Genomic DNA, 24650 nt, shown 5'->3' on the forward strand with positions numbered 1-24650 from the left:
TATTGGAATCCGAAATGACCGACCAGACTACCCGCCTGCCAGTCCGCCGCGCCCTGATCAGCGTCTCCGACAAGACCGGTATCCTCGAATTCGCTCGTGAGCTGCAGCAGCTCGGTGTCGAGATCCTGTCCACCGGCGGCACCTACAAGCTGCTCAAGGACAACGGCGTGAACGCGGTGGAAGTGGCCGACTACACCGGCTTCGCCGAAATGATGGACGGCCGGGTCAAGACCCTGCACCCAAAGATCCACGGCGGCATCCTCGGCCGTCGCGGTGTCGACGACGCCATCATGAACGAGCACGGCATCAAGCCGATCGACCTGGTCGCCGTCAACCTGTACCCATTCGAGGCCACCATCGCCAAACCTGGCTGTGACCTGCCGACCGCCATCGAGAACATCGACATCGGTGGCCCGACCATGGTCCGTTCGGCTGCCAAGAACCACAAGGACGTCGCTATCGTGGTCAACGCCGGCGACTACGCCAGCGTCCTCGAAGGCCTCAAGGCCGGCGGCCTGACCTACGCCCAGCGTTTCGACCTGATGCTCAAGGCCTTCGAGCACACTGCCGCTTACGACGGCATGATCGCCAACTACATGGGCACCATCGACCAGGCCAAGGACACGCTGTCCACTGAAGCGCGCAGCGAGTTCCCGCGCACCTTCAACAGCCAGTTCGTCAAGGCTCAGGAAATGCGCTACGGCGAGAACCCGCACCAGAGCGCGGCGTTCTACGTTGAAGCCAACAAAGGCGAAGCCAGCGTTTCTACCGCCATCCAGCTGCAGGGCAAGGAGCTGTCGTTCAACAACGTGGCCGACACCGATGCCGCGCTCGAGTGCGTGAAGAGCTTCGTCAAGCCGGCCTGCGTCATCGTCAAGCACGCCAACCCATGCGGCGTCGCCGTGGTGCCTGAAGACGAGGGCGGTATCCGCAAGGCCTACGACCTGGCCTACGCTACCGACACCGAATCGGCCTTCGGCGGGATCATCGCCTTCAACCGCGAACTGGATGGCGAAACCGCCCAGGCCATCGTCGAGCGCCAGTTCGTCGAAGTGATCATCGCCCCGAAAATCTCCCAAGCTGCCCGCGACGTGGTGGCTGCCAAGCAAAACGTACGTCTGCTGGAGTGCGGCGAGTGGCCAGCCGAGCGCGCCGCCGGTTGGGACTTCAAGCGCGTCAACGGTGGCCTGCTGGTGCAGAGCCGCGACAACGGCATGATCACCGCAGATGACCTGAAGATCGTCACCAAGCGTGCACCGACCGAGCAGGAAATCCACGACCTGGTGTTCGCCTGGAAAGTGGCCAAGTTCGTCAAGTCCAACGCCATCGTCTACGCCAAGCAGCGCCAGACCATCGGCGTGGGCGCCGGCCAGATGAGCCGCGTCAACTCCGCGCGCATCGCGGCCATCAAGGCAGAGCATGCCGGCCTGCAGGTGCAAGGTGCGGTCATGGCGTCGGACGCGTTCTTCCCGTTCCGTGATGGCATCGACAATGCAGCTAAAGTGGGTATCAGCGCCGTGATCCAGCCAGGTGGTTCGATGCGCGATGCTGAAGTCATCGCCGCTGCCGACGAAGCTGGCATCGCGATGGTGTTCACCGGTATGCGCCACTTCCGCCACTGATAGCAGCGGCAAGCTTTAAGCTGCAAGCTGCAAGCAAGAGCAGGCCCAGTCGCTCCTGCTTGCAGCCACAGCCCCTTGAATCCCTGAGTTGTGAGCATTTGAAAGGATCAGCGCGAACCGCTTTTGCTTGACGCTTGCAGCTTGCAGCTTCTCCGAAGGAGCCTGTAATGAAAGTTTTGATCATCGGCAGCGGCGGCCGTGAGCACGCCCTGGCCTGGAAAGTCGCCCAGGACCCACGCGTCGAGAAAGTATTCGTCGCCCCCGGCAACGCCGGTACCGCCATTGAAGCCAAGTGCGAGAACGTCGCCATCGACGTCACCGCCCTTGAGCAACTGGCAGACTTCGCCGAGAAGAACGTCGACCTGACCATCGTGGGCCCCGAGGCGCCGCTGGTCATCGGTGTGGTCGACCTGTTCCGCAGCCGCGGCCTGGACTGCTTCGGCCCGACCAAGGGCGCGGCCCAGCTGGAAGGTTCCAAGGCCTTCACCAAGGACTTCCTGGCTCGCCACAAGATCCCGACCGCCGACTACCAGAACTTCACCGAGATCGAGCCGGCCCTGGCCTACCTGCAGGAAAAAGGCGCGCCGATCGTGATCAAGGCCGACGGCCTGGCCGCAGGCAAAGGCGTGATCGTCGCCATGACCCTGGAAGAAGCCGAAGCCGCCGTGCGTGACATGCTCGCGGGCAACGCCTTTGGCGACGCCGGTTCGCGCGTGGTGATCGAAGAGTTCCTCGACGGCGAGGAAGCCAGCTTCATCGTGATGGTCGACGGCCACAACGTGCTGCCAATGGCCACCAGCCAGGACCACAAGCGCGTCGGTGATCAGGACACCGGCCCGAACACGGGCGGTATGGGTGCCTACTCCCCTGCCCCGGTCGTTACCGCCGATGTACACCAGCGCGTGATGGACCAGGTAATCTGGCCGACCGTGCGCGGCATGGCCGAAGAAGGCAACGTGTACACCGGCTTCCTGTATGCCGGCCTGATGATCGACAAGGCGGGCAACCCCAAGGTCATCGAGTTCAACTGCCGCTTTGGCGACCCGGAAACCCAGCCGGTCATGCTGCGCCTGGAGTCGAGCCTGGTGCTGCTGATCGAAGCCGCTTTCGCCAAGGCGCTGGACAAGGTCGAAGCGCAGTGGGACCCCCGCCCAAGCCTGGGTGTGGTGCTGGCTGCCGGCGGTTACCCGGGCGACTACGCCAAGGGCGACGCGATCAGCGGCCTGGAGGCCGCAGCCAAGATCGAAGGCAAGGTGTTCCATGCCGGTACTTCGCTCAAGGACGGCCAGGTAGTGACCAACGGTGGCCGCGTGCTCTGCGCCACGGCCATGGGCAGCACGGTTGCCGATGCCCAGCAGCAGGCTTACCGCCTGGCCAAGGAAGTCACCTGGAACGGTAGCTTCTACCGTACCGACATCGGCTACCGGGCTATCGCCCGCGAGCGCGGTGAACACCAGCAATAACCTTTACCGGATAGCCGCAGCGTCTTGCGCATGCGGCCTTCGGCTCGTCGACAGGGCCCCATCGCGGGCCTTGCCTTCGACTTGGCGCGCCGCGCATAGTTACTACACGGCACATCAGCTAGGAAGGGATCTCGTAGTGCGTCGGCTTCGGATTGCCACAGCTCTGATCGTCAGCTTGCTGACCCTGCTCTGCCTGCTCCCGGCTTCGGCTGACCAAGGCGGAGGCTGGTCCGTTTTGCTCGACGAACAAGCCAACCTGCAATTGAGCGACGTCCGCTCGGATCGCTATCGCAACCAGTTCAGCCCTACTACGCTGAGCGACCTCGATGCCGCACCGGCGCAACAGGCCCTGTGGCTGCACTATCGCCTCGAACCGGGTGACCAGGAGCAACTGCTGCGGGTCTTTGCCCCGGACCTTTCACGCCTGGACCTCTACGCCCTCGACGGCGACAGGCTATTACGCCAGCTGCACCACGGGCGCCAGGCCGGCAACGCCAGCCCGACCCTGCGCGGCAGCGATCACGTTTTGCCCTTGCCAAACAGCCCGAAAGCGGTGGACATCTACCTGCGCCTGGTTTCCGAGCATCAACTGCGCCCGGCCATCAGCCTGGAGCCTGCGGCAGTCGCCGCTTCAAACCATGGTCAGCCGTTGCTGTTCGGCATGCTCTTCGGCGGCCTGGTCATGCTCATCCTGCACAACCTGATCCGCTTTCTGTACACCCGCTCCAGCACCACCCTGATCCTTGCGCTGTACCACGGGCTGATGCTGCTCAGCGGCCTGATCCTGCTCAACCTCAGCGGCCCCTGGTGGCACCTGTGGCACAGTGCGCAAACCCCGGCCGCCTATCTGACCCTGGTGCTGGCGGGCCTCGCGGGGCTCTATTTCACCCAGCACTTCTTCTCGCGCTGCAGTTCCCCGCAGCTAAATCGCTTGTTGCAAGGCGAAATGCTGGTGGCCGGAGTCAGCGGCCTGATCCTGCTGTTCGTGGATACCCTTCCGCTCAACCTGATGACCTACGCCCTGCTGGCCCTGGGCAGTGTGAGCATGCTGCTGGTCAGCAGCTACCACTGGTACAAAGGTTATGCGCCGGCACGCCTGTTCAGCCTGGCCATGGTGGTGTTCAACCTGGGCGGGCTGGTGCTGCTGCCGGCCCTGCTTGGCCTGACCCGCACCTCGACGCCCTGGCTGCTGTGCATTCTGCTCGGGTTGACGGTGGCCAGCGGCCTGCTGCTCAACCTGGCGGTCAGCGAGCGCCTGCGGCGGATGAGCGAAGAGCGCTTCAGCGCCAGCCGCGCACTGGCGGCCAGCGATGCCGAAATCAATGCCAAGGCCGAGTTCCTGGCCAAGATCAGCCATGAAATCCGCACGCCCATGAACGGCGTGCTGGGCATGACCGAACTGCTGCTGGGCACGCCACTGTCGGTCAAACAACGTGACTACGTGCAGACCATCCACAGCGCCGGCAACGAACTGCTCACACTGATCAACGAAATTCTCGACATTTCCAAACTCGAGTCGCGACAGATCGAACTGGACGATGTGCAGTTCGACCTCAATGCCCTGATCGAAGACTGCCTGAACATCTTCCGCGCCAAGGCCGAACAACAGAACATCGAGCTGATCAGCTTCACCCAGCCGCAGGTACCACGGGTCATCAGCGGTGACCCGACGCGCCTGCGCCAGGCCCTCTCCAGCCTGCTGGAAAACGCCCTGAAAAATACCGACCAGGGCGAAATCCTCCTGGTCGTTGCACTGGACCAGCGCGGCGAGGTGCCGCGCCTGCGTATCGCCGTGCAGGACAGCGGCGAGCCACTGCCTGCGGCCGAACGTGAAGCCCTGCTGCAGGCAGAGCTGCACAGCCATCACTTCCTTTCCAGCAACAAGCTTGGCGGCCACCTTGGGCTGATCATCGCCAAGCAGTTGATCGGCCTGATGCAAGGCGAGTTCGGCATCAAGAGCAGCACCAGCATGGGCAACACCCTGTGGCTGACCCTGCCGCTCGACCCCTCTCGCCTGGAGCAACCCTTGGCCGACCTCGACAGCCCATTGCGCGACGCCCGGGTGCTGGTGGTGGACGACAACGACACCTGCCGCAAGGTGCTGGTGCAGCAGTGCAGCGCCTGGGGCATGAACGTGAGTGCCGTACCCTCGGGCAAGGAGGCCTTGGCCCTGCTACGGACCAAGGCGCACCTGCGTGACTATTTCGACGCGGTCTTGCTCGACCAGAACATGCCGGGCATGACCGGCATGCAGCTGGCGGCCAAGATCAAGGAAGACCCAAGCCTGAACCACGACATCCTCGTGGTGATGCTCACCGGTATCAGCAATGCACCGAGCAAAGTCATTGCCCGTAATGCCGGGGTCAAGCGCATCCTGGCCAAACCGGTGGCCGGCTACACCCTCAAGACCACTCTGGCCGAGGAGTTGGCCCAGCGCGGCCGCGAACAGACCGTGCCGACGCCCTTGCCAGGCACACCGCCCACCCACGAGCTGCCGGGCGACTTCCGCGTGCTGGTCGCCGAGGACAACAGCATCTCGACCAAGGTGATCCGCGGCATGCTGGGCAAACTCAACCTCGAACCGGACACCGCCAGCAATGGTGAGGAAGCCCTGCAAGCCATGAAGGCCCAGCGTTATGACCTGGTGCTGATGGATTGTGAAATGCCGGTACTGGACGGTTTCTCTGCCACTCAGCAACTGCGCGCCTGGGAAGTCGCCAACCAGCGCCCGCGCACCCCGGTGGTGGCACTGACCGCGCACATCCTGGCCGAACACAAAGAGCGCGCACGGCTGGCCGGCATGGACGGGCACATGGCCAAGCCGGTGGAGCTGTCGCAATTGCGCGAGTTGATCCAGTATTGGGCGAACCAGCGGGAAGCCAAGACCGATCCTCTGCATACTTCGTAACCGATAAAGCGCTGTAGGAGCGGCCTTGTGTCGCGAAAGGGGTGCGCAGCAGCCCCAATTCCGTGTGGTGCTGCTGAAATTCTGGGGCTGCTGCGCACCCCTTTCGCGACACAAGGCCGCTCCTACAAAGGACTCACCCTCATGCTTCATGAGTTGTTCAGTGTCTACCTGAAGATGCTGGTGCTCTACAGCCCGTTCTTCGTGCTGTCGTGCTTCATCAGCCTGACCCGTGGCCACTCCAGCAAGGAGCGCAAACAGCTGGCCTGGAAGGTTGCCTTCGCCGCCTTGGTCGCCAGCGTGTTGCTGTACCTGTTCGGGCGGGCGATCTTCGGCATCTTCGGCATCACGGCCGATGCCTTCCGCATCGGCGCCGGCAGCGTGCTGTTCATCTCTGCCTTGGGCATGGCCCAGGGCAAACCGGCCGTGCAGGCCGACAACGTGCAGCAAGACGTGACCATCGTACCGCTGACGATCCCGCTCACCGTAGGCCCGGGCACCATCGGCGCCCTGCTGGTGATGGGCGTCAGCCAGCCGCACTGGGACGACAAGTTGCTGGCCATCGTCAGTATCGCGCTGGCCAGCTTCACCGTGGGCCTGGTGCTGTATCTGTCGCACGGGATCGAGCGCATTCTCGGCGATCAAGGCCTGCAGATCGTCAGCCGCCTGATGGGGCTGTTCGTCTGCGCCTTGGCGGCGCAGATCATCTTCACCGGCATCAGGGGCTACCTGGTCGGCTAGCCCTGCCACTCAGGGCGCAACAGGGTACCAGCGCGGGGTATAGACCCACTGCCCACCGTCGGCACGGGCAAAGGTACAGGTCGTGGAAGAACCGACCAGGACCATGGTGCGCATGTCGACCATCTCTGGCGTCAGCTCGGCGAGGGTGACCACCCTCAGCGTCTGCCCCGGCCTGCCGATGTCACGCCCCAGCACCACGGGTGTATTGCCATCCCGGTGCTGGCGCACGATTTCCAGCGCGCGCCCAAGCTGCCAAGGGCGCGAACGCGAGATCGGGTTGTAGAAGGCCAGCACCAGGTCGGCCTGGGCCGCCAGGGCCAGCCGATGCTCGATGGTCGACCATGGTTTGAGGTTGTCCGATAGCGACATCACGCAGAAGTCATGCCCCAGCGGCGCGCCCGCTTGAGCGGCAGTGGCCAGCGAGGCCGAAACCCCCGGCAGGATTTCCAGATCGACACGATGCCAAGCGGGGTCAGTGGACCCGTGCAGCGCTTCCAGCACGGCTGCAGCCATGGCGAATACCCCCGGGTCACCCGAAGAAACCACCACCACCGAGCGCCCTTGTGCGGCGAGCTCGAAAGCATGACGCGCGCGCTGCATTTCTTCACGATTGTCGGTGCAATGCTGCACCTGGTCGTCGCGGAACGGCCCGGCCATGCGTACGTAGGTTTCGTAACCGAGAATATCCTCGGCGCGTGCCAGCTCGGCTTTGACCGCCGGCACCATCAGCTCGGCGGCGCCAGGGCCAAGGCCGATGACGGCCAGGCGACCACGCCTGCGGCCCAGTTGATTGACCTTGACAGGCGCCGATGCCAGCGCAATGACCAGGCCCCCTTGTTCGATCAGGCGCGCATCCGGCAGTGCTTCGGCGGCCATGCTGACAAGAGTGCTTTCTTTGGCAGCAAAACGCAGTGCGACACCCAGCACCTTGGCCGCTGCCTGCAAGGACGGTTCGGCCATGGCCTGTTCGGCAACCAGCAGGCACGCCAGTGACTGCTCGGCGATGCCCGCCTCACGCAGGGCATCGCTGACGCGTTCAACCAGATCAGGACCGCCCGCATCCACCGCAACCACCACCGAACGGGGGTGGATCAGCAACTCGTCACGGCTGGCCGGGCGCGCAGTGCATCCCACACGAATGGTGCGCTGGGCGGCTTCACTGGCCGGCAATTGGGCCTGAGCCAGCCAAGGCGCATCGCCATCGATACGTACGGCCTGCCCCGCCAGCAGATCGGAAACGAAACGCTTGCCCTGTTCGATATCCGCCAGGGCGTAGCCCTCGGGTGGGTTCAACAGGCAGGTGCCGAAACGCAACTCGCCACTGGTGGTGATCGCCGCCGCCACGCCCAGCGCCTCACCGATCTCGCGGGCCATGACATTGACGCCGCTCAGCCCGCCAAGCAGCGGCACTACCGCACTGCCGTCCTCGGCCACCGCCAGCACCGGCGGCTCCGCACCTTTCTCGCTGAGCAGGCTGGCCAGGCTACGGATGACGATACCCGCCGCACACAGGGCTATGATCGGCGTGTCTTGTAGATACAGGGCGCGCAGCGTGTCGCCAAATGCTTCGTAGTACTGGTCGGCCATCTCGACCCGGCCGCTCAGGCCATGGATCGTCGCCTGTGGATAATGCTGCTGAATGCGCCGCGCGGTGGCCACGCTGCCAGCGCCGAGCACGATGATTGCCGGTGCCTTGTGCATGCTCATCCCTGCCATTTTTCACCCGGCACGATGATCAGCGAGAAGTACGGTGATGACTGTGGGTCCACCTGGTCCAGCGCGACGATTTTCTGATTTGCCATGGTCGCCCGCTCGACGTACAGCGCTCGCCCGTCCAGGCCCAGTTCGCCCAGCACCTGGCGCACCTTGGGGAAGTTGCGGCCCAGCTTCATGATCACTGCCGCATCGGCATCGGCCAGGCGCCGCTTGAGTTCTTCGGCCGGCAGCACGCCCGACAGCACCGACAGGCTCTGGTTGCGGTAAACCAGGGGTGCTCCCAGTACCGACGCGCCTCCCAGCATCGAGCAGACACCAGGGATCACTTGCGCGTCATAGCGCTGCGCCAGACGGTCATGCAGGTACATGTAGGAGCCGTAAAAGAACGGGTCGCCCTCGCAGATCACCGCGACATCGCGGCCGGCATCGAGGTGCTCGGCCACCTGCACGCTGGCCTCGTCATAAAAATCGCTGATGACCTGCTCGTACGACAACGGTGCCGGCAACGCCTCGGTGGTCACCGGATAGACCAGCGGCAGCAGCGTTTGCGCTGGCTGCAGGTGCGCCTCGATGATGCCGAAGGCATTGCCACGCTTACCCTTGGCCACGAAGTAGGCGACCACTGGGGCCTCGCGCAGCAAGCGCAGGGCCTTGAGGGTGATCAGCTCAGGGTCGCCAGGGCCTACACCCAGGCCCAGCAGACGTCCACGCGGCGCCATCATTCCACCTCCGTGGCGAGGGCATTGACCGCGGCAGCAGCCATCGCGCTACCGCCCAGGCGGCCCTGCATGATCACGAACGGGACGCCCCGGCTGTCGGCGGCGAGCATGGCCTTGGACTCCGCCGCACCGACGAAGCCAACCGGGAAACCGAGGATCAGCGCAGGCTTTGGTGCACCTGCATCGATCATTTCCAGCAAGTAGAACAGTGCGGTCGGCGCGTTGCCGATCACCACCACGCTGCCCTCCAGGTAAGGCCGCCACAGCTCCAGAGCCACCGCCGAGCGGGTATTGCCGGCATCTTTGGCCAGGGCCGGGACACTCGGGTCGCGCAGGGTGCAGATCACCTTGTTGTCGGCGGGCAGGCGTGCACGGGTGATGCCTTCGGCGACCATGTGCGCATCGCAGAGGATCGGCGCGCCGTTGGCCAGGGCCTGGCGCCCGGCGCGGCCGGCACCTTCGGAGAACTGCAGGCCGTCGATGGCCTCGACCATGCCACAGGCATGGATCACACGTACGGCGAGTTTCTCGAGGTCTGCGGGGATCCGCTCGAGCCGGGCCTCCTCACGGATGATCCGGAAGGAATTGCGATAGATCTCCTGACCATCGCGGATGTAATCAATCATCAAGGTGCTCCGTCGGCAGGTCGAGCATGGCGCCTGCTTCGTTCAAGGTGAGGTTGGCGGCGCGCAGGGCACCGAAGCCCGGCAGGCGCGCGTCACGCAAATAGAGGTCATAGCGGCCCGGCGAGCGGGCCAGCAGTGTGGCCGGGGCGACATGGGCCACGGCGCAGGATCGGGGGCAACCAGACAGGTGCACACTGGCAGGGGCGCCAGCGGGCAACAGGGCCGCCAGGGCCAGGGCATCGGCCTTGGTTTCGCCGTGCGCCTTGGCGCAGCCGCTGGCGCCGGTGCAGGCAACCAGGCGGGCCAAGGGTTCATGGCTGTGGCAGAGCAGGCCCAGGGCCGACAACTCACGTTGCGCCGGGGCGATGCTCGCGCCAGCTACAGAGGTCAGCATCAGGCTCTGCCAGGGGCTCAGGCGCAGGCTGCCATCACCGTGTTCACGCGCGATTCGCGCCGCACCGCGCAGCATGTCGGCGCTGAGCCTGCCAAGCGGCGGGGCAACGCCCAGGGCCATGCCCTGCAGCTGCTCAACGGCACCCAGCCATGGGCTGTTGCCCGCTTTGCGGCGCCAATCGAGCACGGCATCATCCCGGCGGATCGCCAGCCCTAGCCCCTCGATGAATCGCTCCACTGAGCAGTTTTCAAGCAACTGGCGCATGCGCGCCTGGTCCGGGCTGGCCAGGTCGAGGAAGCGCTCAAGCACTGCGCGCACCAGCGCCAGCCCCTGTTCCACCGGCACCGCACCCAGCACCTGGCCGTCAGCCGGGCAACCGGCCAGGCCGAACGCCAGCCAGGTGCGTTGCTCGAGTCGCACGGCTGACAGCCATAGATCGTGCGGGTGCTCGAGCATCGCCAGGCCTTCGCCGCCGTCCAGTTGCACCGCGAACTTGGCCGATAACTGGTGAAAGCGCGGTGTGCCTTGCAGCATGTCGAGGATGTGTTCGGCCAGGGGACGAACATCCAGCACCATCAAGGGGTCATGCCCGGCCAAGGGGCTGAGCATCAGGTTGCGCACATCGTCACTGGCAGCATTGCGTGGGCCCAGGCCTGCTGCCAGCAGGCTTTCGATCAGGCCGGCGTGATCGTCGCCAATGCCACGGACCTGCAGGTTGCCGCGGTTGGTCGCCTCGATCACGCCACCGGCGAAACGCTCGGCAGCCGCTGCCACGGCATCGGCCTGATCGGCCAGCAGCAGCCCACCGGGCAGTTTGATCCGGCAGATCCCGCCATCAAGGGCACTGACGATGCGCCACAACCCCGGGCAAGCCGAGGGACGGGGCGATACGGGTGGGGTATGGGCCTGCTTCAAAGGGACGTCCGGCAATCGCTGAAAATGCGCTTGAGTGTAGAAGGCGCGGTATTATGCCTGCTTTGTCCGGCGGCATGAAAAGCCGGTGGTCGAGCATCGCTGGCGATTGAACAGAAATTCATCACCGCGTCGCCCCCTTTGCCGGCTTAGGGGGGCGATGCGCCCCCAAAAATGGCGGATCAGAAACACATGACACCCTGGCTGACAGTAGTAGGCATCGGCGAAGACGGCTTCAGCGGCCTGGGCAAGCAGGCCCGACGCGCCCTGCTCGGCGCTTCGCGGATCATCGGCAGCCCACGTCAGCTGGCCCTGCTGCCGCGCTGCGTAAGCGCCGCCCGCGAACATTGGCCGAGCCCGTTCTCGCTCGCCCCGGTACTGGCTCGGCGCGGTGAGCAGGTGTGCGTGCTGGCAAGCGGTGACCCGATGTTCTACGGCGTCGGTGCCAGCCTGGCGCGGCAGGTGCCGGCCCAAGAGCTGCAGGTACTGTCGATGCCCTCCTCTTGCGCCCTGGCCGCTGCCCGCCTTGGCTGGCCGCTGCAGGATGTGCAGGTGGTATCTCTGGTCGCGCGCCCCCTGGCCTCTCTCAACGCCCACCTTTACAGCGGCATGCGCCTGCTGGTGCTGAGCAACGACGGGGATAGCCCGGCAGCCATCGCCGCCCTGCTGCGCGAGCGCGGTTTCGGGCCAAGCCGCCTGCAGGTGTTCGAGCACCTCGGCGGCCCTGCCGAACGCCACTTGGCGGGCATCGCCGATGACTGGGCCCAACCCCAGGTCGCCGCGCTGAACCTGGTTGCCATCGAGTGCCAGGCTGCTGCCGACGCTCCGCGGCTGTCACGCGCAGCCGGCCTGCCGGACGATGCTTTCCGTCATGACGGCCAGCTGACCAAACGTGACGTACGAGCCATCACCCTGGCCCGCCTGGCCCCACAACCAGGCGAGTTGCTGTGGGACGTGGGCGCAGGCTGTGGCTCGATCGGCATCGAGTGGATGCGCGCCCACCCCGCCTGCCGAACACTGGCAATCGAAGCTGACGAGGGCCGTCAGGGCTTCATCGAGTACAACCGTGATGCCCTCGGCGTTCCCGGCCTGCAACTGGTGCGCGGCACGGCACCGCAGGCCTTGGCCGGGCTGGAGCGCCCCGATGCGATCTTCATCGGCGGCGGCGTCACCCGTGAAGGCGTGCTGCCGTTGTGCTGGGAGCGGCTGCGCCCCGGGGGGCGCCTGGTGGCCAATGCCGTGACACTGCAAAGCGAACTGGCACTGGCGCACTTTCGCCAACAGCATGGCGGTGAACTGACGCGCATCCATGTCGCCCAGGCCCAGCCATTGGGCGCCTTCGACACGTGGCGCCAGGCATTGCCGATCACTTTGCTCGACGTGGTGAAGCCCCACGATGCGTGAAGAAACCCGCGAACAACCTGCGCCACTGCGCAGCGGCCTGACCACTGGCAGCTGCGCCACTGCCACCAGCCTGGCGGCAGCGCGCCTGCTGCTCACCGGTGTGTGCGCTGACGCCGTGAGCATCACCCTGCCCAAGGGCAAGGTGGTGCAGATGCGCCTGGAGTTCTGCCGCCGCGAGGGCGCGCGCGCCGAAGCCGGCACACTCAAGGATGCCGGCGACGACCCCGATGTCACCCATGGCGCGTTGCTCTACAGCCAGGTGCGCCTGCAGGAAGAACCGGGCATACGCTTTGTCGCAGGCGTAGGTGTCGGTACCGTCACCCGCCCCGGGCTGGTGCTCGCCGTGGGCGAGCCGGCGATCAACCCGGTACCGCGGCGCATGATCAGTGAGCACCTGCAGCAACTGGCCGACGACTGCGCCTACCGCGGCGGCTTCGAAGTCACGGTCAACGTACAGGGCGGCGAGCAGTTGGCGCTCAAGACCATGAACCCGCGCCTGGGCATCCTTGGCGGGCTGTCGATTCTCGGTACCAGCGGCATCGTGCGGCCCTTCTCCTGCGCAGCCTACATCGCCTCCATCCACCAGGGCATCGATGTGGCCCACACCAATGGCTATACCCATATCGCCGCCTGCACCGGCAATGCCAGCGAAGACACCATGCGCCGCGTGTACGGCCTGCCGGAAATTGCCCTGATCGAGATGGGCGACTTTGTCGGCGCGGTGCTCAAGCACCTGCGCAAGGTGCCGGTGCCACGCCTGTCACTGTGCGGTGGCTTTGGCAAGATCAGCAAGCTGGCCGCCGGGCACATGGACCTGCACAGCCGCCACTCGAGCATCGACCTGCCGCAACTGGCCGGGTGGGCCGCGGACATCGGCGCCGATGCCGACCTGCAGGCAGCGATCATGGCCGCCAACACCAGCCAGCAAGCCCTGGCCCTGGCACACGCCGCCGGCATCGCCTTGGGCGACGCGGTCTGCGCCCACGCCCTGGCGTTCGCCCGCAGCGTGGTGCCCGCACAGGTGCAGGTGGAAGTGTTCGCCATCGACCGCCAGGGCGGCATCGTCGGCATGGCAGGTGTGCAATGAACCGGCGCATCCTGCTGCTGGGCGGTGTCACCGAGGCACTGGCCATCGCCCGTCAGCTTGGCCCGGAGCATGTCTACAGCCTGGCTGGCATCGGCCGGGTGCCGCAGGGCCTGGCCTGCCAGGTGCGGGTCGGCGGCTATGGCGGGGCCGAAGGCCTGGCCGCCTACCTGCGCGAGGCGGGTATCACCCTGCTGATAGACGCCACCCACCCCTATGCCGCGCAGATCAGCCACAATGCCGCCGCCGCCGCACGGGCCGTGGGCATCCCCTGCTGGGCCTTGCGGCGCCCGGCATGGCAGGCCCAGCCCGGTGACGACTGGCGCGAAGTGGAGGATTGGGCGGGGCTGATCCATGCACTCAAGCCGTTCCGTCGGCCTTTGTTCACCTTGGGGCGCGAGCCGCTGCAGCATCTGGACGAGATTCCGCCAGAGCAGTTCTGGACCCTCAGGGCGTTGCAGGCCTGCCCTGGTAATGATCGCTGCGAAGTGATCGGTGCGCGGGGGCCGTTTCACCTTGACGATGAGCGGGTGCTGTTCGCACGGCGCGATATCGATGTGCTGGTCAGCAAGAACAGCGGCAGCGTGGCGACCGAGCCCAAGCTTGAGGTGGCGCGGGAGCTGGGGGTTCCAGTACTCATTCTGAAGCGCCCCACACTTCCACAGGTCGATGCTGAGTTCACCCGGTACTGCCTGTTGCTCAGCGCCCTGCATCTATGACGGGCAGCCTTTGGCAACGTATATCCCATTGACATATACCTTGCGGAATTTAAACTTCAGTCACAGTTTGCCGCTTCCAGGGAGGCCCATCATGGAGCAAGGTGCTGTCTTCAAAAGCAATCGTAGCCAGGCCATCCGCTTGCCGAAATCTGTCGCATTTCCCGAAGAGGTGACCCGCGTGGATATTGTTGCAGTGGGTCGAACACGCATCATCACCCCCGCTGGTGAATCATGGGATAGCTGGTTTGACGGCGAAGATGCGAGCCCGGACTTCATGGCCAGCCGCGACCAACCTGCCGACCAGGAACGTGAAGGGTTTTAATGCTCAAGTACATGCTCGATACGAATATCTGCATCTTCACGATCAAGAACAAACCCCAGGTAGTTCGTGAAGCGTTCAACCGCCACCATGGTCAGCTGGCAATCAGCACCGTCACACTGATGGAGCTGGTTTACGGTGCAGAGAAATCGGCCGCTCCTGCACGAAATCTCTCGATTGTGGAGGGTTTCGTAGCGCGTCTTGAAGTACTCGACTATGACAGCCATGCAGCAGAACACAGCGGGCAGCTTCGCTCAGAACTGGCGAAGGCCGGTACGCCCATCGGCCCTTTCGATCAGTTGATTGCCGGGCATGCCCGCGCGCGGGGGCTTACCTTGGTAACCAACAACCTGCGAGAGTTCATGCGCGTTCCGGGGTTGCGGGTTGAGGATTGGCTGGCCACGCCAGGGTAAAAGACGTAGCCCTTTCCATATTCCGACAGTGGCTATCGACCATCGCTGCGCTGTGACCAGATACATTCATATGGCCGCTGGCCTGTCGTCAGTCTTAAACTCAACCCCCCTCCCCTCCGGAAAGCGTCAACCATATGGAAATGCAATGGTGGATCTGGCTGGTCTTCGGCATCGCGCTGATCCTGCTCGAACTGGTCCTGCCCACGTTCTTCATCATCTGGTTCGGCATCGGTGCCGTGCTGGTGTCGCTCATCTCGCTCGCCGCCCCCAGCCTGCAACTGGACATGCAGGTACTGTCGTGGGTGCTGTTCTCGTCGGTCACCACGGCACTCTGGTTCAAGCTGTTCCGGCGCAAGCAGCCGGATGTGCGCTGGACCGCCGACAGCGTGATCGGCGAAGTCGGGCTGCTGATCAGCAGCGTTTCGCAATTCCAGAAAGGCCGTGTGCGGTTCCAGAAACCGATCCTGGGCAATGAGGAATGGATCTGCGTCGCTGACAGCGACATCCCGTCAGGCGAGCGTGTACGTCTCGTCGCCATCGAAGGCAATACTGCCCGGGTCATCCGGGCCTGACCGCATTAAAAGGAAGTTCGCATCATGACCAGCCTTATCGTCGTCGGCACCCTCGCCGTTTTCGTTCTGATCACTGTTTTCAAGGGTGTACGCATCGTACCCCAGGGGGAGGAGTGGATCGTCGAGCGCCTGGGCCGCTACCACAGCACACTCAAGCCCGGCCTGAACATCGTCATCCCGTACATGGACGTGGTCGCCTATCGCCTGCCGACCAAGGACATCATCCTCGATGTGCAGGAGCAGGAAATCATCACTCGCGACAATGCGGTGATCGTCGCCAATGCACTGTGTTTCGCCAAAGTGGTCGACCCGCAGAAGGCCTCCTATGGCGTGCAGAATTTCTCGTTTGCCGTCACCAGCCTGACCATGACATCGCTGCGCGCCATCGTCGGTGCCATGGACCTGGACGAAGCGCTGTCCAGCCGCGAGCAGATCAAGGCACGCCTGCGAGAGGCGATGTCCGAACAGACCGAAGACTGGGGCGTGACCGTGCGCTCGGTAGAAATCCAGGACATCAAGCCATCGGAAAACATGCAGCTGGCCATGGAACGTCAGGCGGCGGCCGAACGTGAACGTAAAGCCGACGTGACCCGTGCCGAAGGTGCCAAGCAGGCCGCCATTCTCGAGGCCGAAGCCCGCCTGCAGTCGGCCAAGCTCGATGCCGAGGCGCAAATCAACCTTGCCGAGGCTTCGGCAAAGGCGATTTCGCTGGTCAAGGACGCGGTGGGAAACGAGACGGTGCCAGCCATGTACCTGCTGGGTGAGCGCTATGTCGGCGCCATGGAGAACCTGGCCAGCAGCAACAATGCCAAGGTGGTGGTGCTGCCGGCTGATTTGCAAGAGACCGTGCGTGGCTTGATGGGCCGTAACAAGGCTTGATGCTGCTGTAGCTTCATGGCCGGCTTGCCGGCCATGGGCTGCACAGCAGCCCCATCGACCCGCCTGCGTCACTTCACCGCACCCCATCATTTTTACCTATACTGCGCCGTACAATACCCGCCACGATTCCTGACCGGATCTCTCCATGCCCCCACGTCGGCACATCGCCTGGATAGCCTGCCTCGCAGTGCTGTTCAACCTGCTGGCCATGCCGCTGTCCTCTGCCGCGCCCAAGGGCCCGGCCGAGCAGCTGCTGTGGGGGGCTTTCTGTTCCAGCATGGCAGGCAAGGCCAAGGTCGACGTCCAGGCACTGGCCAAGATCGACCTCGGCACGCAAAACGACGAGCATTCCAACATGCAGCACTGCTGGTGCTGTTCGGGAGCCTCGCCGCTGCTGGCCCTGCCAGGTTATCCGCCACAACTGCACAACCCGCCCACGTTGCTGGCCGCGCATGTTCCACCGCCAGCCGATTACCAAATGACGCCGCGCCAACTCTGGCCCGCGCTCAACCCCCGCGCCTCTCCCCTGGTCTGAGTTCATCACGCTGTCTGCCTGAACCTGAACAGAACGGAGACTTACACCATGCTCAAGCAAGCTCTCGTAGTGGCCGCACTGCTGCTGCCCAGCGCCTTCGCCAACGCCCATGAATACACCGTAGGCGACCTGCATATCGCCCACCCCTGGTCGCTGCAACTGCCGCCGAACGCGCCCAATGTGGCCGCCTATTTCATCGTGCACAACAACGGCAAGGTCGATGACCGCCTGCTCAGCGTGGACAGCCCCATCACTGCTGACGCACAACTGCACGAACACGTGATGAGTGCCAACGGCGCCATGAAGATGCAGCAGGTGCCCAATGTAGTAGTGCCCGCCGGCAAGGACGTGGTCTTCGCCCCCAGCGCCTATCATGTGATGCTGATGCAGCCCAAGGACCGTAGCCTGCTCAGCGACGGCAAGCGCTTCCCGCTGACCCTGCATTTTGAGAAGGCAGGCGACATCACGGTCGACGTGGCTGTGCAGAGGCAGGCCCCGGCGGACCAGCCGCACGAACACGCACACTGACATTCGCTGACTGGCGCTCGCCTTCATGAGCCTGCCATGCAACAGACGCAGCCGTACCACCCGCCCTGAACGCAGGCGCGTCGGTGGCGGCTGGCTGAGCCTGTTCGCCATGTGGATGATCTTTATCGGCCCGCTGATTTCCCAGTCGATGCCGATGGATCATCACGCGGGCATGAGCATGCCGATGGGCATGGCTCTGTCCTCGGAACACGGGCACGCCAGCGACTCGCATCACGGCCACGGCGACGATGGCCAACTGCATGTGATGTGGGAAAAATGCGGCTACTGCAGCCTGCTGTTCAACTGCCCTGCATTACCGCAGACCTTCAGCCCACTCGTTGCCGGGCACGCCCTGCCCGTCACCCTCATCCCTGCGGCAACCCTTCAGGGCCATGCCCGACAGGCCATATTCCCCGGTGCGCGCAGCCGCGCGCCACCGCCTTCGATCAGCGTCTGAATCCCTGCTGCCGCACGGAGCCTGAAGGCTCCGTGCCCACCCATGACTGATCGACTGGAATCACTATGTCCGGCTGCACCCCTGTATTCGCCCCCTCTCTGCGAGGGACATTCGCCGTGTTGTGCGGGTCGCTGCTCGCACCCATGGCCCTGGCCGCCGAACCTGGTCATGAAACGCACGAGCAAGCGCCGCCCGAGCTGAGCCCGACGGTGATCACCGCCATCGCACCCAGCTCGCCCCTGACGGTCGTCACCAACCCCAAAGACCCGCGCCAGCCCGTGCCGGCCAGCGATGGTGCCGATTACCTCAAGACCATCCCTGGCTTTTCAGCCATCCGCGCCGGTGGCACCAACGGTGACCCGGTGCTGCGCGGCATGTTCGGTTCGCGCCTGAACATCCTCACCAACGGTGGTGTGATGCTCGGTGCCTGCCCCAACCGCATGGACGCACCGACCTCTTACATCGCGCCGGAAACCTATGACCGCCTCACCGTTATCAAAGGCCCGCAAAGCGTGATCTGGGGCCCCGGCGGCTCGGCCGGGACCATCCTTTTCGAACGTGAACCGGAAAAATTCGGCACCCTCGGCAGCCGGATCAACGCCAGCCTGCTGGCCGGCTCCAACGGCCGCTTCGACCAGGTGCTCGACGCCGCCGCAGGCAATAGCCAGGCTTATGCGCGCTTCGTCGGCAACCAGTCGCGCTCGGACGACTACCACGACGGCAACGGCGACACCGTGCCTTCGCGCTGGGACAAATGGAACGGCGATGTGACCCTGGGCTGGACGCCCGACCAGGACACCTTGCTCGAACTCACCGCCGGTAAGGGTGACGGCGAGGCCCGCTATGCCGGCCGTGGCATGGACGGCTCGCAGTTCAAGCGCGAAAGCCTAGGCCTGCGCTTTGAAAAGTCCAACCTGGGCGAGGTGCTCGACAAGGTCGAGGCACAGGTCTATTACAACTACGCCGACCACGTGATGGACAACTACAGCCTGCGCACCCCATCGGGCAGCGGCATGATGGGCATGCCCATGGTCAGCAATGTCGACCGCCGCACAATGGGCGCACGCATCAAGGCCACCTGGCGCTGGGCCGACGTGCAACTGATCAGTGGCATCGACGCACAGACCAACGAACATCGCCAGCGTGGCGGCATGGGCGTTGATGCGCACAAGGGCCAGCCCTGGACCAAGGATGCCGACTTCCATAACTATGGGGCCTTTGGTGAACTGACCTGGTACGCCACAGGGGTTGACCGGCTGATCACCGGCGCCCGTCTCGATCGCGCCTCCGCCCGCGACTTCCGGGCTGGCAGCGCTACCGAAGGTGATACCCGCGCCGATACCCTACCCAGCGGTTTCGTACGTTATGAGCACGACCTCGCGGCGGTGCCGGCCACCACTTACATCGGCCTTGGCCATGCCCAGCGTTTCCCCGACTATTGGGAGCTGTTCTCGCCCAAGCTGGCGCCCTCTGGCGCCGCCAACGCCTTCGACGGCATCAAGCCAGAAAAGACCACCCAGCTCGACTTCGGCATCCAGTACCGCGACGAGCGCCTTGAAGCCTGGGCTTCGGGTTATGTCGGGCAGATCCGCGACTACATCCTGTTCGACTACCGTACCGGCATGATGGGCATGAGCACCTCCCAGGCGCAGAACATCGACGCCCGCATCATGGGTGGCGAACTGGGCGCCGCCTACAAGCTGACGGAAACCTGGAAGGCCGATGCGACCCTGGCCTACGCCTGGGGCAAGAACAGCAGTGACGGCAAGGCACTGCCGCAGATGCCACCACTGGAAAGCCGCATGGGCCTGACCTACAGCCGCGACACCTGGAGCGCCGGGGCCTTGTGGCGGCTGGTGGCTGCACAGAACCGCATCGCCGAAAACCAGGGCAATGTGGTCGGCAAGGACTACGAAAAAAGCGCCGGGTTCGGCGTGTTCTCGCTCAATGGCGCCTACAAGGTGAACAACAACCTCAAGCTCAGCGCAGGCGTCGACAACCTGTTCGACAAGGCTTACGCCGAGCACCTGAACCTGGCCGGGAACGCCGGGTTCGGCTACCCGGCTTCCGATCCACAGCCGGTCAACGAGCCGGGCAGGACGTTCTGGACCAAGGTCGATTTCAGCTTCTGACAACAACAACGGGCGCAGCCGCTGGTTGCGCCCCTCAGCTGGTCAAACAGGAGGTTCCCATGAGCGGAACACGCGTTTCATTCTACAACCTGGCCTGGCGCTGGCATTTCTATGCGGGGCTGTTCGTCGCTCCGTTCATGATCCTGCTGGCGATTACCGGGATCATCTACCTGTTCAAACCGCAGCTGGACCCACTGCTGTACCGTGACCTGATGGTGGTCGAGGCCAGCCATCACCGCCAGGGCGCCGACGTGATGCTGGCCGAAGTGCGCCAGGCCTACCCCAAAGGCCATGTGGGCCAATATCTGCCACCCATCAATGCCGAGCGCAGCGCGCAGTTCGTGGTGCATGACGGTGGGCGCGAACTGAATGTGTTCGTCAACCCGTATAGCGGCAAGATCCTGGGCGAACAGGATGCCAAGCAGAACCTGCAGGCGGTCGCCCGCGCCCTGCATGGCGAGCTGATGGTCGGCACGCTCGGTGACCGCCTGGTGGAACTGGCAGCCGGCTGGGGCATCGTGCTGGTGGTGTCCGGCCTGTACCTGTGGTGGCCGCGCGGGCGCAGCGGCAGTGGCGTGCTGTGGCCACGGCTGTCGGCGCGTGGCCGGCTGCTCTGGCGCGACCTGCACGCGGTCAGCGGTTTCTGGGGCTCGGCCCTGCTGCTGCTGATGTTGCTCAGCGGCATGACCTGGACCGGCTTGTGGGGCAAGCAGTACGCCGACCTGTGGAACCGCTTCCCGGCGGCCATGTGGAATGACGTGCCCAAGTCCGATCAACAGGCCGGTGAACTAAATAGCGCCCACCGCCAGACGGTGCCCTGGGCTATGGAAAACACGCCGATGCCTCAGTCCGGTGCGCATGCCGAACATGCCGGGCACCACATGATGTCGAACAGGCCAGCGGCACCTCAGGTGAGCCTGCAGCAGGTACAGGACCTCGCCACCGCGCGCGAGGTGGAACCCGGCTACAGCATCACCGTGCCGACCACTGCCGATGGCGTATTCACCATCGCCGTGTTCGCCGACGACCCGCGCAACGATGCCACCCTGCATGTCGATCAGTACACCGGCAAGGTGCTGGCCGACGTGCGCTGGCAGGACTACAGCCCGGTGGCCAGGGCGACCGAGCTGGGCGTCATGCTGCACGAGGGCAAGATGTTCGGCGTGCTGAACCAGATCATCATTCTGCTGGTGTGCCTGATGATTTTGCTGGGCTCGGTGAGTGGGCTGATGATGTGGTGGAAACGCCGGCCGGCCGGAGGCCTGGGGGTGCCGGCGCTGCGCCATGACCTGCCGCGCTGGAAGGCGGCTGTCGGGGTGATGCTGGTACTTGGGGTGATGTTCCCGCTGGTGGGGGTGTCGATGGTCGTGATGTGGGTGGTGGACAGCCTGGTGGTAAGGCGCAGGGTGCTGGCCAGCACTTGAGGCCATTGGGGCTGCTGCGCAGCCCTTTCGCGACACAAGGCCGCTCCTACAGACGACCGCGTTGGCCTTGTGTCGCGAAAGGGCCGCACAGCGGCCATCTGCTACTGAAAAGTCGAGTCGATCTGTCGCGCCCCGATTTGGGACGCGCGTGTTAGCCTACGCGGCTTTCACAAAAAGACTGACCCTCAATGGAATGCAGCCAATGACCCGGACCTCTTCCCCTCCTGCTCAAGCGCAGCACCTGCAGCGTAACCTGACCAACCGCCACATCCAGCTGATCGCCATCGGTGGCGCCATCGGCACCGGCCTGTTCATGGGCTCGGGCAAGACCATCAGCCTGGCGGGGCCGTCGATCATCTTCGTCTACATGATCATCGGCTTCATGCTGTTCTTCGTCATGCGCGCCATGGGCGAACTACTGCTGTCGAACCTCAACTACAAGTCGTTCATCGATTTCTCGGCCGACCTGCTCGGCCCCTGGGCCGGCTACTTCACCGGCTGGACCTACTGGTTCTGCTGGGTGGTCACCGGCATTGCCGACGTGGTTGCCATTGCCGCCTACACGCAGTTCTGGTTCCCGGACCTGCCACGGTGGATACCCGCCCTGACCTGCGTTGCAGTACTGCTGTCGCTTAACCTGGTTACCGTGAAGATGTTCGGCGAGATGGAGTTCTGGTTCGCCCTGATCAAGATCGTCGCCATCCTCGGCCTGGTCGCCACCGGCCTGTACATGGTCATCACCGGTTTCGAGTCGCCGAGCGGGCGCACCGCGCAGCTGGCCAACCTGTGGAACGACGGCGGCATGTTCCCCAACGGCCTGATGGGCTTTTTCGCCGGCTTCCAGATTGCCGTGTTCGCCTTCGTCGGCATCGAGCTGGTCGGCACCACCGCCGCCGAAGCCAAGAACCCTGAACGCACCCTGCCAAGGGCGATCAACTCGATCCCGATCCGTATCATCGTGTTCTACGTGCTGGCACTGATCGCGATCATGGCTGTGACCCCATGGCGCGATGTGGTGCCGGGCAAGAGCCCGTTCGTCGAGCTGTTCGTGCTGGCCGGCCTGCCAGCGGCGGCGAGCATCATCAACTTCGTGGTGCTGACCTCGGCGGCCTCGTCGGCCAACAGCGGCGTGTTTTCCACCAGCCGCATGCTCTTCGGCCTGGCCCAGGAAGGCGACGCACCGCGCGCATTCGAAAAACTGTCGAGCCGCGCCGTACCGGCCAACGGCCTGTACTTCTCGTGCACCTGCCTGCTGCTTGGCGCGGTGCTGATCTACATGGTGCCGAACGTGATCGAAGCATTCACCCTGGTCACCACGGTTTCGGCAGTGCTGTTCATGTTTGTCTGGACGCTGATCCTGCTGTCGTACCTGAAGTACCGCAAAACCCGTGCGGCGCTGCACCAGGCGTCGACCTACAAAATGCCGGGCGGGCGCTTCATGTGCTACGTGTGCCTGGCGTTCTTTGCCTTTATCCTGGTGCTGCTGAGCCTGGAAGCGGACACCCGCTCTGCGCTGATCGTCACGCCGATCTGGTTCGTGTTGCTGGCCGTCACCTACCAGGGTGTGCGTAGCAAGCGCCATCCGCGGACAGCTGTACGCAACAGCTGATGCACTCCGGGGCTGCCTTGCAGCCCCAATCCTGTGCACACAAACATCTCAAGCACCAACCTGGACCTTGCAAACGCCCCAACACCTCGCACAGCCCTTCTATTACGCACCTTTTGCCGTTCGGCACACCCCTTGCAACAGCCCCCTCCGCTTGGCCAACACAAAAAAACTCAGCGGAGAGAGCACATGAAGCGTCGCAGTCTGATCAAGGCCTTTACCCTCAGCGCATCGATTGCGGCGATGGGCCTTAGCTGGAGCATCCAGGCCGCCGAGACCATCAAGGTCGGCATCCTGCATTCGCTGTCCGGGACCATGGCGATTTCCGAAACATCGCTCAAGGACATGGCGCTGATGACCATCGACGAGATCAACGCCAAGGGCGGGGTCAACGGCAAGATGCTCGAACCGGTGGTGGTCGACCCTGCATCCAACTGGCCACTGTTCGCCGAAAAGAGCCGCCAGTTGCTGACCCAGGACAAGGTCGCGGTGGTGTTCGGCTGCTGGACCTCGGTGTCACGCAAGTCGGTGCTGCCCGTGTTCGAAGAGCTCAACGGCTTGCTGTTCTACCCGGTGCAGTACGAAGGTGAAGAGATGTCGCCGAACGTCTTCTACACCGGCGCCGCGCCCAACCAGCAAGCGATCCCGGCCGTGGAATACCTGATGAGCGAAGACGGCGGCAGCGCCAAGCGTTTCTTCCTGCTCGGCACCGACTACGTCTACCCGCGCACCACCAACAAGATCCTGCGCGCCTTCCTGCACAGCAAAGGCGTGGCCGACAAGGATATCGAAGAGGTCTACACGCCGTTCGGCCACGCCGATTACCAGACCATTGTCGCCAACATCAAGAAGTTCTCGGCAGGCGGCAAAACCGCCGTTATCTCCACCGTCAACGGCGACTCCAACGTACCGTTCTACAAGGAACTGGCCAACCAGGGCCTGAAAGCCACCGACGTACCGGTGGTGGCGTTCTCGGTGGGTGAAGAGGAACTGCGCGGCATCGACACCAAGCCACTGGTAGGCCACCTCGCCGCCTGGAACTACTTCGAATCGGTGGATAACCCGGTCAACCAGAAGTTCGTCGCCGACTGGAAAGCCTACGCCAAAGCCAAGAACCTGCCGGGTGCCGACAAGGCCGTGACCAACGACCCGATGGAAGCCACTTACGTGGGCATCCACATGTGGGCGCAAGCGGCGGAAAAAGCCAAGTCCACCGATGTCGACAAGGTACGCGAAGCCCTGGGTGGGCAAACCTTCAAGGCACCGTCCGGCTTCACCCTGACCATGGACAAGACCAACCACCACCTGCACAAGCCGGTGATGATCGGCGAAATCCAGGATGACGGGCAGTTCAGCGTGGTCTGGGAAACCGAACAGCCGCTGCGCGCGCAGCCGTGGAGCCCGTTCATTCCGGGCAACGACAAGCGCCCTGACTATGCAGTGAAAGGCAACTGAGTGCACTGGGGCTGCGCTGCAGCCC

At 64.1% G+C, this 24650-nt stretch carries 22 protein-coding genes; 18 read left to right on the forward strand and 4 right to left on the reverse strand.

From position 1 onward, the window contains the following. The first annotated feature begins 14 nt into the window (after positions 1-14). From purH to ACMGF5_RS05760, 4 genes are all read left to right on the forward strand, one after another. Positions 15-1622, forward strand: coding sequence for a bifunctional phosphoribosylaminoimidazolecarboxamide formyltransferase/IMP cyclohydrolase (gene purH, locus ACMGF5_RS05745; protein WP_115273798.1), 1608 nt, complete (start codon positions 15-17; stop codon positions 1620-1622). A gap of 167 nt (positions 1623-1789) precedes the next feature. Further along, positions 1790-3085 (forward strand): phosphoribosylamine--glycine ligase, encoded by a 1296-nt coding sequence (gene purD / locus ACMGF5_RS05750; RefSeq protein WP_046787841.1) that lies wholly within the window; start codon positions 1790-1792, stop codon positions 3083-3085. Positions 3086-3221: 136 nt separating this feature from the next. Then, a complete protein-coding gene (locus ACMGF5_RS05755; protein ID WP_414157642.1) occupies positions 3222-5993 on the forward strand; it encodes a response regulator in 2772 nt (923 codons plus the stop codon). A 141-nt stretch (positions 5994-6134) separates the two neighbouring features. Then, positions 6135-6731 carry a MarC family protein gene (locus ACMGF5_RS05760; RefSeq protein ID WP_012316414.1) on the forward strand — a complete coding sequence of 199 codons (597 nt, stop codon included), beginning with the start codon at positions 6135-6137 and terminating at the stop codon, positions 6729-6731. Between the two features lie 9 nt (positions 6732-6740). Here ACMGF5_RS05760 and cobJ read toward each other — a convergent pair whose 3' ends face one another. Genes cobJ through cobG form a run of 4 tightly spaced genes read right to left on the reverse strand, consistent with a single transcriptional unit; the run spans position 6741 to position 11116 of the window. Then, positions 6741-8432 carry a precorrin-3B C(17)-methyltransferase gene (gene cobJ, locus ACMGF5_RS05765; RefSeq protein ID WP_414157643.1) on the reverse strand — a complete coding sequence of 564 codons (1692 nt, stop codon included), beginning with the start codon at positions 8430-8432 and terminating at the stop codon, positions 6741-6743. A gap of 2 nt (positions 8433-8434) precedes the next feature. Further along, positions 8435-9169, reverse strand: a complete 735-nt coding sequence (locus ACMGF5_RS05770) for a precorrin-2 C(20)-methyltransferase (RefSeq protein WP_177010426.1) — start codon at positions 9167-9169, stop codon at positions 8435-8437. Continuing rightward, complete coding sequence (locus tag ACMGF5_RS05775) at positions 9166-9792, reverse strand: precorrin-8X methylmutase (RefSeq protein ID WP_039602489.1); 627 nt, start codon at positions 9790-9792, stop codon at positions 9166-9168. Before ACMGF5_RS05775 ends, ACMGF5_RS05770 begins: the two co-directional genes overlap by 4 nt. Then, positions 9785-11116: a precorrin-3B synthase gene (cobG, locus tag ACMGF5_RS05780; protein ID WP_204918980.1), complete on the reverse strand. Its 1332-nt coding sequence runs from the start codon at positions 11114-11116 to the stop codon at positions 9785-9787. The genes ACMGF5_RS05775 and cobG overlap by 8 nt, the downstream gene beginning before the upstream one ends. A 174-nt stretch (positions 11117-11290) precedes the next feature. On the opposite strand from cobG, the gene cbiE reads away from it, so the two are divergent. The 14 genes from cbiE (at position 11291) to urtA (ending at position 24625) form a co-directional block, all read left to right on the forward strand. Continuing rightward, positions 11291-12502: a precorrin-6y C5,15-methyltransferase (decarboxylating) subunit CbiE gene (gene cbiE / locus ACMGF5_RS05785; RefSeq protein ID WP_125924591.1), complete on the forward strand. Its 1212-nt coding sequence runs from the start codon at positions 11291-11293 to the stop codon at positions 12500-12502. Continuing rightward, positions 12495-13589, forward strand: a complete 1095-nt coding sequence (locus tag ACMGF5_RS05790; RefSeq protein ID WP_414156349.1) for a cobalt-precorrin-5B (C(1))-methyltransferase — start codon at positions 12495-12497, stop codon at positions 13587-13589. The genes cbiE and ACMGF5_RS05790 overlap by 8 nt, the downstream gene beginning before the upstream one ends. Beyond that, positions 13586-14305 carry a cobalt-precorrin-6A reductase gene (locus ACMGF5_RS05795; protein WP_046787836.1) on the forward strand — a complete coding sequence of 240 codons (720 nt, stop codon included), beginning with the start codon at positions 13586-13588 and terminating at the stop codon, positions 14303-14305. Before ACMGF5_RS05790 ends, ACMGF5_RS05795 begins: the two co-directional genes overlap by 4 nt. 91 nt (positions 14306-14396) lie before the next feature. Beyond that, the gene (gene vapB / locus ACMGF5_RS05800; RefSeq protein ID WP_012316422.1) at positions 14397-14627 is read left to right on the forward strand and encodes a type II toxin-antitoxin system VapB family antitoxin; all 231 of its coding nucleotides are present in this window, start codon (positions 14397-14399) and stop codon (positions 14625-14627) included. Further along, a complete protein-coding gene (vapC, locus tag ACMGF5_RS05805; RefSeq protein WP_046787835.1) occupies positions 14627-15037 on the forward strand; it encodes a type II toxin-antitoxin system tRNA(fMet)-specific endonuclease VapC in 411 nt (136 codons plus the stop codon). Before vapB ends, vapC begins: the two co-directional genes overlap by 1 nt. 134 nt (positions 15038-15171) lie before the next feature. Further along, the gene (locus tag ACMGF5_RS05810) at positions 15172-15609 is read left to right on the forward strand and encodes an NfeD family protein (RefSeq protein WP_115273790.1); all 438 of its coding nucleotides are present in this window, start codon (positions 15172-15174) and stop codon (positions 15607-15609) included. Between the two features lie 24 nt (positions 15610-15633). Beyond that, entirely contained in the window at positions 15634-16488 is an 855-nt protein-coding gene (locus ACMGF5_RS05815; RefSeq protein WP_012316425.1) for an SPFH domain-containing protein, read from the forward strand. Positions 16489-16633: 145 nt separating this feature from the next. Further along, complete coding sequence (locus ACMGF5_RS05820; RefSeq protein ID WP_046787833.1) at positions 16634-17023, forward strand: DUF2946 domain-containing protein; 390 nt, start codon at positions 16634-16636, stop codon at positions 17021-17023. A gap of 48 nt (positions 17024-17071) precedes the next feature. Next, positions 17072-17551 carry a copper chaperone PCu(A)C gene (locus ACMGF5_RS05825; RefSeq protein ID WP_115273789.1) on the forward strand — a complete coding sequence of 160 codons (480 nt, stop codon included), beginning with the start codon at positions 17072-17074 and terminating at the stop codon, positions 17549-17551. Between the two features lie 25 nt (positions 17552-17576). After that, entirely contained in the window at positions 17577-18008 is a 432-nt protein-coding gene (locus ACMGF5_RS05830) for a DUF2946 domain-containing protein (protein WP_046787831.1), read from the forward strand. Between the two features lie 65 nt (positions 18009-18073). Further along, positions 18074-20140, forward strand: a complete 2067-nt coding sequence (locus tag ACMGF5_RS05835) for a TonB-dependent copper receptor (RefSeq protein ID WP_115273788.1) — start codon at positions 18074-18076, stop codon at positions 20138-20140. Positions 20141-20199: 59 nt separating this feature from the next. Continuing rightward, the gene (locus ACMGF5_RS05840) at positions 20200-21564 is read left to right on the forward strand and encodes a PepSY-associated TM helix domain-containing protein (protein WP_196914289.1); all 1365 of its coding nucleotides are present in this window, start codon (positions 20200-20202) and stop codon (positions 21562-21564) included. A gap of 202 nt (positions 21565-21766) precedes the next feature. Next, positions 21767-23173: a D-serine/D-alanine/glycine transporter gene (cycA, locus tag ACMGF5_RS05845; protein ID WP_414157644.1), complete on the forward strand. Its 1407-nt coding sequence runs from the start codon at positions 21767-21769 to the stop codon at positions 23171-23173. A 186-nt stretch (positions 23174-23359) separates the two neighbouring features. Continuing rightward, positions 23360-24625 carry an urea ABC transporter substrate-binding protein gene (urtA, locus tag ACMGF5_RS05850; RefSeq protein ID WP_012316432.1) on the forward strand — a complete coding sequence of 422 codons (1266 nt, stop codon included), beginning with the start codon at positions 23360-23362 and terminating at the stop codon, positions 24623-24625. The last annotated feature ends 25 nt before the right edge of the window (positions 24626-24650 follow it).

The organism is Pseudomonas sp. BNK-15 (assembly GCF_047456105.1).
GTDB lineage: Bacteria > Pseudomonadota > Gammaproteobacteria > Pseudomonadales > Pseudomonadaceae > Aquipseudomonas > Aquipseudomonas putida_E.